This window comes from Microvirga sp. HBU67558 (assembly GCF_018069605.1).
GTDB classification, from domain to species: domain Bacteria; phylum Pseudomonadota; class Alphaproteobacteria; order Rhizobiales; family Beijerinckiaceae; genus Microvirga; species Microvirga terrae.
Genome location: NZ_JAGPUP010000405.1, coordinates 1 through 8269, shown reverse-complemented (window position 1 = coordinate 8269; position 8269 = coordinate 1). Strand labels below are relative to the sequence as shown.

The 8269-nt window shown below is 59.5% G+C and carries 6 protein-coding genes; 2 read left to right on the top strand and 4 right to left on the bottom strand.

The annotated features are described in order from the left end of the window. Nucleotides 1-318: 318 nt before the first annotated feature. From KBI52_RS03235 to KBI52_RS03220, 4 genes are all read right to left on the bottom strand, one after another. Nucleotides 319-603, bottom strand: a complete 285-nt coding sequence (locus KBI52_RS03235; RefSeq protein ID WP_210805262.1) for a DUF3892 domain-containing protein — start codon at nucleotides 601-603, stop codon at nucleotides 319-321. Nucleotides 604-902: 299 nt separating this feature from the next. Beyond that, nucleotides 903-1832 (bottom strand): three-Cys-motif partner protein TcmP, encoded by a 930-nt coding sequence (tcmP, locus tag KBI52_RS03230; protein WP_210805260.1) that lies wholly within the window; start codon nucleotides 1830-1832, stop codon nucleotides 903-905. Then, entirely contained in the window at nucleotides 1829-2581 is a 753-nt protein-coding gene (locus KBI52_RS03225) for a DUF5131 family protein (protein WP_210805258.1), read from the bottom strand. The genes tcmP and KBI52_RS03225 overlap by 4 nt, the downstream gene beginning before the upstream one ends. A 156-nt stretch (nucleotides 2582-2737) precedes the next feature. Continuing rightward, on the bottom strand, nucleotides 2738-6439 hold the full coding sequence (locus KBI52_RS03220; protein WP_210805256.1) for a vitamin B12-dependent ribonucleotide reductase: 3702 nt from the start codon (nucleotides 6437-6439) through the stop codon (nucleotides 2738-2740). 963 nt (nucleotides 6440-7402) lie between these two features. Here KBI52_RS03220 and KBI52_RS03215 point away from each other — a divergent pair. Both KBI52_RS03215 and KBI52_RS03210 read left to right on the top strand, forming a co-directional pair. Then, on the top strand, nucleotides 7403-7633 hold the full coding sequence (locus tag KBI52_RS03215; protein WP_210805254.1) for a hypothetical protein: 231 nt from the start codon (nucleotides 7403-7405) through the stop codon (nucleotides 7631-7633). A gap of 115 nt (nucleotides 7634-7748) precedes the next feature. Next, nucleotides 7749-8269, top strand: a 521-nt coding sequence (locus KBI52_RS03210; protein WP_371823104.1) for a calcium-binding protein, incomplete at its 3' end; no start/stop codon positions are given.

The following is an 8269-nucleotide window of genomic DNA, read 5'->3' as shown; positions in this document are numbered from 1 at the left end:
TAGGCGTTTAGACTTGGCAGCCCGAAGCACCAAGGGCCTCCCGCCGACAAGCTTGCGAGGCCTGCCGCGGGACCGTGCCGGTTCCCTCCGCTACGAACGCCTCGAGCGCGCCCCTCGTCGGAACCGATCTGCCCAATGATATAGCCCAGGTTAGGAGGATTGTCAAGAACAAAAGAAGAACATATCGTTGCACAGACCCTCCGCACGTCATCACCGGCCTCGTGCCGGTGATCCCGATGGCTTGGAGCGCCGCGCTTTTCAGAGCGAGATGGCCGGGACAAGCCCGGCCATGACGGCTTTATTGATGTTGGTGAGCGCTTAAACAGAGCACTCTGGGAGGCTTAAGAGATTGTTAGGCTCACCACCATCGGCCTTGGTTTTAAGATATTTGCGTTCTGAGCGGGTTGCTACGATCACATCGACCGTGTCGCCTTGGGGGCGGCTCACATCAAAGCTCTCTGCGCCGCTCTCGATGCGCTGGATGACATCTTCCACAGCTAGTCGCCAGTGTGTTGTGCCAACTCCGCCGACGTGGGTGATGCACTCATAAACGTTTCTGCGATCATCCTTATTGATGCATCTGATTTGGAAACGTCCAGCCATATGCCCCTCCTGTGTTAGTTGCTGCGTCGAGTTGAAAGCTTAACTGACACGCAACCAGGAGTCGAATTGTGGCTGTGAACTTCTGCCGTACGTTGTACTCTGCGGTGCATCAGCGCTCCGCTCCAACGCCTCGACCGCATCAGGCACGGCCTGCCGAATGAGAGCCCAGACCCGCGCCAGCGTCTCGCAGCGTTAGTTATTCAGGTGCTGGATTTTCGCGTCAATCTGTTAGGAGGGGGAGGTTGTGCTCGTGTGCATGAGTGTTGTCGTTTTCGTTATAATCGTCTCGTGAGATGCACCTAGTTTTGACGCTTTGGGCCTCCACGAGCCTTCATAGTCAAAATGTAATTGGCACCTTTTAAGCCTGCCGTATGTGGCCCGGCCCATATGAGATAGTAAAGCCGTCCACCGCGCGTGTTGGTAATAAGTTGGGCCTCAGAGACGTGGCCAAATTCGCTCTCTAAGCGAGAGCGATACCACTCCAAAAGACGAACCTCAGAGTCTAAAATTTTTGTTGTTCTTGCTCCTAATAAGTCCGTCGTTTCCTCATATGCATACTTGCGCCAATCAGGTGATCCAAAGAACGTATCGAGCGAAATGCCCCATCCTTCTGGAACATCGCCGGATCTCGGCATCATCCGTCTGATTGCCATTCCCATTGGGAAATTAATCATCACTTCGATAGCCTTGGTTGCAGCTAGTTCTTGGATAGTTGACCAAGGCATCTGTAATCCGAATGGATCGAGGAACGCATAGGCTCTATGGGTGCGCCTACTGAAGCCGCTTTTCAGGAGGTCGAGAAGTACCTTGTTGGCGTCACCCGGGCGGATATCGATATTCCGCTTTCCTCGATATTCTTCTTTGAGACTTTCGAGTTCGCTAAGGCGCGGAAGATCACGTTCTACAAAGATGTAAAGATCGAAAGGGTTCGGAAGGTCGAGAGCTACACGGGGAGATCCTTTGAGGTATTTTACCTCCTCCTCAACTGGATCTGCCTCGTCAACGGTACTGGAAAAAAGGTCCCCAATTACAGGTAACTGTTCCTGATCGTCCTTGGGTTTAGTTCGAACAACGGACAAACCCGGACCAGCAAATGCATCTATATAGATCTTTTGCCAATAAGGCTGGTTCTTGAGGTAAGTAGTCCAGTATCCCAGACCCCTTCGTAATGACTCCAACTTCTCTACTGCCCACGGTCCAACGCTATTGTCTTTAGGACGTTTACTCATTCTGCGGCGACTCGTGCAACCTCTGGTATGGTTGATGGAAACTCACTCCACTCACGTCCGTCTAGAGTCCGCCCACCAGATTTAGGTCGCTGTCCACCCCATTGTTTGAAGAAGAAGGGGACATGAGCGGCTTTACATTGATCTCGGATGTCCCGAACCCATTGGGGATCCATTGGACGTGCTCTTGGGCCGCTCTCTCCCCCAACGATTACCCAATCAATGCCTGTAAGATTAAGAGATCCGACCGGGCCGATTAGAGGCTCTATTGAGAGGAACCTTACTCCTGCTGGACTATCTTGAAGATGGAGAAGTCGAGAAGTTTTTGTGCCGTCTTCAATCGAAACCCCACACCAAATGTGAGCGGGGCCTTGGCCCGAAGTATATCTTTGTTTGAGAAAGTTCCGCATCAGCGATGATCGCTTAGTTAGAACTTGGAACGTATGCCAATGTGCACGTTCCATAGTGTCAAACACTTTCTCGATAAACGATTTCGGGACCTCTTTATGGAAAAGATCTGACATCGAGTTTACGAAAATCATCTTTGGCTGACGCCAAGTCAGAGGTTGCTCCAAACGAGCTGGGCGCAAAGTTAAGTCGAAGCCAGTTTCGAACGGGTGGCCATGAGTGCCACGGAAACGCTCAGAAAAGCGCTCTGCATAGCAGTTGTCGCACCCTGCGCTAATCTTGGTGCACCCCGTCACCGGGTTCCAAGTAGCGTCAGTCCACTCTATGGCGCTTTTCTCAGCCATGAATCACCGGAACATTTACAGAACATTTGCATATCAGCAGATGATTCGTAAATAGTTAATGCAAGTTCAGGTGCTCCCAAAAAGAATAGGCTTGGCCTTCTGAGCCAAGCCTATTTTATATCTACTTAGAGCAGTTTTAATTTAGATCCGGAGCTCTTACGAGCACCCCGTGGTGCTGCCACACGTATCGCACTTCAAGCACGTCCCGTTCCGGACCAGCGTGAAGTTCGCGCATTCGGGGCAGGATTCGCCGACATAGCCCTTCATCTTGGCCTCGGCGCGCCGGTCGGCGACGGTCGGGGCCGCGAAGGCGAGCTTGGACATCTCGGCTTCGCCGACCTGCTCCTCCACCTGCACGGGGGCTTGAGCGAGTTCGCCCTTCAGGGCGTTCGCGCCGACCGTGAGTCCAGGCGAGCGCTGCGTCACGCTTCCGGCGCTGCCGCCGCCGCCCGGGATGAGCATGAGGCGGTCGACGGAGCCGCGGGTGAAGCCGCGGGACACGATGGCCGTGGCGGGCGCGGGCTCCGGGGCCTTCGACTGGGCTTCGCCCGACCCGATGGTGGTGGGGCCGGCTTCCGACGGGTCCACGTGGGCGAGGTCGTTGCGGGCGAGATACGAGACCGCGAGCTCGCGGAACACGTAGTCGAGGATCGAGGTCGCGGACTTGATGCGCTCGTTGCCCTGGACGAAGCCGGCCGGCTCGAAGCGCGTGAAGGTGAAGGCCTCCACGTATTCCTCCAGCGGCACGCCGTATTGCAGGCCGAGCGAGATCGCGATGGCGAAGTTGTTCATCATGGCCCGGAAGGCGGCGCCTTCCTTGTGCATGTCGATGAAGATCTCGCCGAGGCGTCCGTCGTCGTACTCGCCGGTGCGCAGGTACACCTTGTGGCCGCCGACCACGGCCTTCTGGGTGTAGCCCTTGCGGCGGTCGGGCATCTTCTCGCGGTCGCGCAGGGCCACCACGCGCTCGACGATCTTCTCGACGATCTTCTCCGACACGTGCGCGGCTTTCGCCGCGGCCGGGAGGGCCGCGAGGGTTTCGGCCGCGTCCTCCGCATCCTCGTCCTCATCGGCGATGAGGGCGGAGTTCAGCGGCTGCGAGAGCTTGGAGCCGTCGCGGTAGAGCGCGTTGGCCTTCAGCGCCAGCTTCCAGGACAGCATGTAGGCGTTCTTGCAATCCTCGACCGTGGCGTCGTTGGGCATGTTGATCGTCTTGGAGATCGCCCCCGAGATGAACGGCTGGGCCGCCGCCATCATGCGGATGTGGCTCTCGACCGAGAGATAGCGCTTGCCGATCTTGCCGCACGGATTGGCGCAGTCGAACACCGCGTAGTGCTCCACCTTGAGGAACGGCGCGCCTTCGAGCGTCATCGCTCCGCAGATGTGGATGTTCGCGGCCTCGATGTCGGCCTTCGAGAAGCCGAGGAAGGACAACAGGTCGAAGGACGGATCGTTGAGCCTGTCCGCCGGCACCTTGAGCGTGCCGGTCAAAAAGTCCTCGCCGAGGGTCCAGCGGTTGAAGACGAACTTGATGTCGAAGGCCGATTTCAGGCCCTTCTCCACCGCGTCGATCTTCTCGTCCGAGAAGCCCTTGGAGCGAAGCGAGCCCGGGTTGATGGCGGGGGCTTGGCGCATGGAGCCGTGGCCGACCGCATAGGCCTCGATCTCGGCGATCTCATGCTCGCGGTAGCCGAGCGCGCGCAGGGCGTCGGGCACCGCCCGGTTGATGATCTTGAAGTAGCCGCCGCCGGCGAGCTTCTTGAACTTCACGAGCGCGAAATCGGGCTCGATGCCGGTGGTGTCGCAATCCATCACGAGGCCGATCGTGCCGGTGGGCGCGATCACGGTGGCCTGCGCGTTGCGGTAGCCGTTCTTCTCGCCGAGCTGCAGGGCCTTGTCCCAGGCGGATTTCGCATGGACGACGAGATCCTGGTCGGGGCAGGAGGCGTGATCGAGCGGCACCGGGTTGACCGCGAGGCCCTCGTAGCCCGTGGCCTCGCCGTGCGCGGCGCGGCGATGGTTGCGGATCACGCGCAGCATGTGCTTCGCGTTGGCCTTGTAGTTCGGGAACGGCCCGAGCTCACCGGCCATCTCGGCGGAGGTCGCATAGGACACGCCGGTCATGATCGCCGTGAGCGCGCCGCCGAGCGCGCGGCCGGCGTCGGAATCGTAAGGCAGGCCCATGGTCATGAGCAGGCCGCCGATATTGGCGAAGCCCAGGCCCAGCGTGCGGTACTCGTAGGAGAGCTGCGCGATCTCCTTCGACGGGAACTGCGCCATCATGACCGAGATCTCGAGCACGATGGTCCACAGGCGGCAGGCATGCTCGAACGATTCGGCGTCGAGCTTGTGGTTCTGACGGTCGAAGAACTGCAGCAGGTTGGCGGAGGCGAGGTTGCACGCCGTGTCGTCCAGGAACATGTATTCCGAGCACGGGTTCGAGGCGCGGATGCGGCCGCCGGCCGGGCTGGTGTGCCAGTCGTTCATGGTGGTGTTGAAGTGCAGGCCGGGATCGGCGGACGCCCAGGCGGCGTGGCCGATCTGCTCCCACAGGTCGCGGGCCTTCAGGGTCTTCACCACCTTGCCGTCCTTGCGGGCGGTGAGGTGCCAGTCGGCATCGTTCTCGACCGCGCGCAGAAAGTCGTCGGTGAGCGACACGGAGTTGTTGGAGTTTTGCCCTGAGACGGTCAGGTAGGCATCGGAATCCCAGTCGGTGTCGTAGATCGGGAAGTCGATGTCCGTGTAGCCCTGGCGGGCGAACTGGATGACGCGCTTGATGTAGTTGTCCGGGATCATGACCCGGCGGGCGAGCTTGATCTCCTTCTTCAGGGCCGGGTTCTTCTCCGGATCGAAGCAGGCGTCGCCCTCGGCCTCGCAGTTCACGCAGGCCTTCATGATGGCCTTGAGGTGCTTGTTGCCGAGCTTGGAGCCGGTCACGAGGGCGGCGACCTTCTGCTCCTCCTTCACCTTCCAGTCGATGTAGCTCTCGATGTCCGGATGGTCGACGTCGACCACCACCATCTTGGCGGCGCGGCGGGTGGTGCCGCCCGACTTGATGGCCCCGGCGGCGCGGTCGCCGATCTTGAGGAAGCTCATGAGGCCGGACGAGCGGCCGCCGCCGGAGAGCTTTTCACCCTCGCCGCGCAGCTTGGAGAAGTTGGAGCCGGTGCCGGAGCCGTACTTGAACAGGCGCGCCTCGCGGACCCACAGGTCCATGATGCCGCCCTCGTTCACCAGGTCGTCCTCGACGCCCTGGATGAAGCAGGCATGGGGCTGCGGGTGCTCGTAGGCCGACTTCGACTTGGTCAGCTTGCCGGTCCTGTAGTCCACGTAGAAGTGGCCCTGGCCGGGACCGTCGATGCCGTAGGCCCAGTGCAGGCCGGTGTTGAACCATTGCGGGGAGTTGGGCGCCACCATCTGGTTGGCGAGCATGAAGCGCAGCTCGTCGTAGAACGCCTGCGCGTCCTCCTCGGACGAGAAATAGCCGCCCTTCCAGCCCCAGTAGGTCCAGCAGCCGGCGAGCCGGTCGAAGACCTGCTTGGACGAGATCTCGGAGCCGAGGCGCTGGTCCTCCGGCAGCTCGCTCAGCGCCGCCTCGTCGGGCACGGAGCGCCACAGCCAGGACGGGACGTCGTTCTCCTCGACTCGTCTCAGCCGGGCCGGAACGCCGGCCTTGCGGAAATACTTCTGGGCCAGCACGTCGGACGCCACCTGGCTCCAGGTCTCCGGCACCTCGATGTTCTCGAGCCGGAAGACGACCGAGCCGTCCGGATTGCGGATCTCGCTCGTGGCGAGCCGGAAGGCGAGGGAGGAATAAGGCGATTGGCCGGTTTTCGTATAACGCCGCTCGATCCGCATAGGTCACATTCCTAAGTTCTGGGGACAAAACATCCCCATGGCCGCGATTTGCCCCGCAGCTCATCAGCCCACAATTGTTGTTCGACGCCCCAACGATCCGTTGTTCCCGGATCGCCACTCGCAACACGCCTGAGTTACGGCCTTCCCGAGGCGCCACAGGTCACGCGGCAATGCGATTGCCACGGGGCTCTGACGCTCACTCTGGGGAGTTTCAACCGGCCTATTCGGGTCGGTCACCGGTCTCTGGTCGGTACCCCGGCAAGCTAGTCGTGTTGCGAGCCTTACGTCAAGAACTTGTGTCGTGGCTCACGGTTCCAACTATATATAGTGTGGAGAGTGTTAAGAATGTGGAAAACTAGCTAAGCCACAGAGACTCCTCTGAGAATCCGTTCCGGGTTTTTCGGCCGGCCAAGCTTCGCCGGCTGAGAGTCCCGTCAAAAGGAGCCCAGATGTTGTGCCGGCGCATCAATCGGGCGGGCAGGGGGCAGGAACCGAGGAAAGGTCCTTGAGAGCACCGAAATCCAGGGAATCCCTGGTTTCCGGGATAATTCGTGACTGCAGCGCTTCCGTCCGAATCGAACCGACAAGTCGCGAAGCTTGAAGACGCGAGTGAGTCGTGAAGCGGTCTAGTGGAGGAGAGGGCTGTCGAGGCGGGAGACTTGATCCTAAATCGCCTGCCTCAAGCTCTCGAAATCATGTGAAAGTTTACCGGTATTTTCCCTCACAAGTTGAAATATTCTTTGTGCTCTCGGAGACATCATGCGCCTCTTGCGTCTACCTAGGAATATTGTAACATTGTTCCCGTGGGACGCTCGAAGGACTGTTCAACGGGTCCATGAATGGGGGGCGATCTCCACTGCAGCAAGCAGACCAGGAGAAATCAATGGCAGACAATCTGTCGAGAGCGATAGAGATGCTTGAGGCCATGGTCCTCGGGGGGCTACGGCGGTTCAGGTTAATTCCTTGGAGTTTCAGGTTGGTGCATGGGGCGGCGGCTCAGGAGGCAGCAGTTCGGGCGGCGGCTCCACTGGGAGATCAGGGGATGATGAAGAGGACGAGCTGAGCGACGAGGAACTCCATGAGGCGATGACTGCAATCACCACCTGGCTGTTCGGGTCCATCTTCACCTCGATTGGGGAGGATGACGGCGTCGAATATGATCTTCAAAACCTTCTTTACGAGGCCAAGCGGTGACGAAGTCGACGGCGTGACCGAGAACGGCATACCATACGGGATCAAGGGGGGCTTCTTTCCGTTCCCAGCCTCTCCGCCTACGGCAGGTAATTGGCAACCTCCCTCGGGGTGGGCGATGGCCAACCCTGAAGTTATGTATCTCGGGTTAAGTCATTACGCGGGCATCGAGAACAATCAGCTCATCTACACTTTGGATAGAGTGGATGGTCAGTGGATTCTAAAGTTCTTGGACGGTCGCGAATTCGGCTTCGTCCTGGGCCCGGACGAAAATACCTACTGGGCGCCCAGGGGCCCGGACGGCAAGTTCCCAGATCCTGGTTACAGGCTCCAGCTGAAAGTTCACGATGATACCGGCGATTACGCGATAGAGATTGTATCAGGCTCGAGCGGCGACGACGTCCTTCATGGCAGTGGTTACCTAAATGGCAATGACGGCAGCGACACGCTCAATGGAGGTGCCGGCGGCGATGTGTTCAAGGGCGGTGCCGGCAACGATGATCTTGCGGGCGGTGCGGGAGCTGACATTCTCAACGGCGGCACGGGCCACGACTGGCTCGACGGTGGCACCGGGGCCGACCTGATCGACGGCGGCGAGGGCTGGGACGTGGCCTCGTACCAGAGCGCCACGAGCGGCAT

Bases quoted from the DNA above. Each gene is read 5' to 3' on its own strand.
- KBI52_RS03235 (WP_210805262.1), bottom strand. From the start codon at position 603: ATGGCTGGACGTTTCCAAATCAGATGCATCAATAAGGATGATCGCAGA.
- tcmP (WP_210805260.1), bottom strand. From the start codon at position 1,832: ATGAGTAAACGTCCTAAAGACAATAGCGTTGGACCGTGGGCAGTAGAG.
- KBI52_RS03225 (WP_210805258.1), bottom strand. From the start codon at position 2,581: ATGGCTGAGAAAAGCGCCATAGAGTGGACTGACGCTACTTGGAACCCG.
- KBI52_RS03220 (WP_210805256.1), bottom strand. From the start codon at position 6,439: ATGCGGATCGAGCGGCGTTATACGAAAACCGGCCAATCGCCTTATTCC.